Source organism: Isoptericola sp. NPDC060257, from assembly GCF_042726645.1.
GTDB lineage: Bacteria > Actinomycetota > Actinomycetes > Actinomycetales > Cellulomonadaceae > Isoptericola > Isoptericola nanjingensis.
Map to the genome: position 1 here is coordinate 1 of NZ_JBHXAW010000423.1, position 2,370 is coordinate 2,370.

Consider the following 2,370-nt stretch of genomic DNA (forward strand, 5'->3'; position numbering starts at 1 on the left):
GAGCCGTACTCCTTGCCGCCGAGCACGACCAGCGGGGTGCCCTGCGCCGCGTAGTCCTGCGCCGCGTCGTAGATGGTGTCCTGGGCGTTCTTCACGAAGTTGAACGTGAAGCCGCCCTCGACGCCGTCGAGCAGCTGGTTCTTGAGGCGGATGTTCGCGAACGTGCCGCGGATCATGACCTCGTGGTTGCCGCGGCGCGAGCCGTAGCTGTTGAAGTCACGACGGCCCACGCCGTGCTCGGCCAGGTACTTGCCGGCCGGGCTGTCCGCCTTGATGGAGCCGGCGGGCGAGATGTGGTCGGTCGTGACCGAGTCGCCCAGCTTCGCCAGCACGCGGGCGCCGGAGATGTCGGCGACCGGCGCCGGCTCGGCGCCCATGCCCTCGAAGTACGGGGGCTTGCGCACGTAGGTGGACTCGCCGTCCCAGGAGAACGTGTCGCCCTCCGGGGTCTCCAGCGCGCGCCACCGCTCGTCACCGGTGAAGACGTCCGCGTAGTCCTTGGTGAACATGTCGCGGTCGATCGACGCGTCGATCGTGGCCTGGACCTCCTCCGGGGCGGGCCAGATGTCCTGGAGGAACACCGGCTTGCCCTCGGTGTCCGTACCCAGCGGCTCGGCCTCGAAGTCGAAGTCCATCGTGCCGGCCAGGGCGTAGGCGATGACCAGCGGCGGGGACGCCAGGTAGTTCATCTTGACGTCCGGGTTGATGCGGCCCTCGAAGTTGCGGTTGCCGGAGAGCACCGAGACGACCGACAGGTCGTGCTCGTTGACCGACGCGGAGATCTCGTCGGCCAGCGGCCCGGAGTTGCCGATGCACGTGGCGCAGCCGTAGCCGACCAGGTGGAAGCCGAGCTTCTCGAGGTACGGCCACAGGCCGGCCTTCTCGTAGTAGTTCGTCACGACCTGCGAGCCGGGCGCCATCGACGTCTTGACCCACGGCTTGGCGGCCAGGCCCTTGGCGACGGCGTTCTTGGCCAGCAGGGCGGCGGCGAGCATGACCGACGGGTTCGAGGTGTTGGTGCACGAGGTGATCGACGCGATCACCACGTGGCCGTGGTCGAGCTGCGTCGTCGTGCCGTCGGCGAGCGTGAGGTCCACGACCTTGTGCGGACGCTTTGCCGAGTCCGCGTGGCCCGGGGCCACAGGCTGGTCGGACGGGTTGTCGTGCGCGCTCGCGGCGATCGGGTCGGACGCGGGGAAGGTCTCGTCGACCGACTCGTCCAGGCCGCTGAACGCGGCGGCCTCGTGCGGGTCGACGTAGTCGAGGATCGCCGAGGCGAACGACTCCTTGGCCTCGGACAGCTCGATGCGGTCCTGCGGGCGCTTGGGGCCGGCGATCGAGGGCACGACGGTGCCGAGGTCGAGCTCCAGGTACTCCGAGAACTTCGGCTCCACGTAGGAGTCAGAGCTCGGGTCGAGCCAGAGGCCCTGCTCCTGGGCGTACGCCTCGACGAGCGCGAGCTGCTCTTCGCTGCGGCCGGTGAGGCGCAGGTAGTCGAGCGTGACGCCGTCGATCGGGAAGATCGCGGCGGTGGAGCCGAACTCCGGCGACATGTTGCCGATGGTGGCGCGGTTGGCGAGCGGCACCTGGGCGACGCCCTCGCCGTAGAACTCGACGAACTTCCCGACCACGCCGTGCTGGCGCAGCATCTGGGTGATCGTGAGCACGACGTCGGTCGCGGTCACGCCGGCGGGGATGGAGCCCGACAGCTTGAAGCCGACGACGCGCGGGATGAGCATCGACACCGGCTGCCCGAGCATGGCCGCCTCGGCCTCGATGCCGCCGACGCCCCAGCCCAGCACGCCGAGGCCGTTGACCATCGTGGTGTGCGAGTCGGTGCCGACGCAGGTGTCGGGGTAGGCGCGCAGCACCTTCTGCCCGTCGACCTCCACCTCGCGGGTCATGATCGTGCGCGCCAGGTACTCGATGTTGACCTGGTGCACGATGCCGGTGCCCGGGGGGACGACCTTGAAGTCGTCGAACGCCGTCTGGCCCCAGCGCAGGAACTGGTAACGCTCGTGGTTGCGCTCGTACTCGAACTCGACGTTGCGGGCGAAGGCGTCCGCGCGGCCGGCGACGTCGATCTGCACGGAGTGGTCGATGACCATCTCGGCGGGGGCGAGCGGGTTGATCCGCTTCGGGTCGCCGCCGAGCTCCGCGACGGCCTCGCGCATCGTGGCGAGGTCGACGACGCAGGGCACGCCGGTGAAGTCCTGCATGATCACGCGGGCGGGCGTGAACTGGATCTCCGTGTCGGGCTGGGCGTCAGGGTCCCAGGACGCGAGGGCGCGCACGTGGTCGGCCGTGATGTTGGCGCCGTCCTCGGTGCGCAGGAGGTTCTCGGCGAGGATCTTCAGGGAGTACGGGAGG

The 2,370-nt window shown here is 69.5% G+C and carries 1 protein-coding gene; it reads right to left on the bottom strand.

The window, feature by feature from the left end:
- On the bottom strand, positions 1-2,370 hold a 2,370-nt coding region (locus tag ACFWEK_RS20830), incomplete at both ends, for an aconitate hydratase (RefSeq protein WP_430555278.1).